Here is a 565-nt window from a genome sequence, read left to right as displayed (position 1 = left end):
CCGGCCGGTACCGGGTGCTGACCCCTGACCAGCGCGCCCACGGCCACACCCCCGACCCCGAGGGACCGCTGTCCTACGCGGTGATGGCCCAGGACACCATTGCCCTCCTGGAGAAAGAGGCAGAATCCCCGGTGCATCTGCTGGGCTACAGCGACGGGGCCGTGATCGCCCTGACCGTGGCGTTGCAGCGACCCGACCTGGTCCGGGACCTCGTGGTGGTGGCCGGGGTCTACCACCACCACGGGTGGGAGGCCGGAATGGTTGAGGGCGAGGCGCAGGTGCCGGAGTTCATGGCCGAGGCCTACGTGGAGGTCTCACCCGATGGCCGCGAGCACTACGGGCAGGTGGTGGCCAGACTGGAGCGGATGCACGCGGCGGAACCCGCCTTCACCGACGTCGACCTGGCGGGCCTGGAGATCCCCGTGCTCGTCCTCCTGGGCGACGACGAGGTCCGCCTCGAACATGCCGTGGCCATGTACCGGGCCCTGCTCCACGGGGAGCTGGCCGTCGTCCCGCACGCCTCCCACGGGGTGCTGGTCGAAAAACCCGGTCTGTGCGCGCGGCT

The 565-nt window shown here is 70.8% G+C and carries 1 protein-coding gene; it reads left to right on the top strand.

Annotated elements, in window-relative coordinates; translation table 11 throughout:
- Positions 1-565 (top strand): alpha/beta fold hydrolase (locus RCG67_RS17205; protein WP_368828024.1); only part of this gene is annotated, 565 nt, incomplete at both ends.

The organism is Kocuria cellulosilytica (assembly GCF_040981245.1).
Lineage (GTDB): Bacteria > Actinomycetota > Actinomycetes > Actinomycetales > Micrococcaceae > Kocuria > Kocuria cellulosilytica.
The sequence above is the reverse complement of the archived record's forward strand: the minus strand, read 5'-3'. Positions and strand labels throughout refer to the sequence as shown.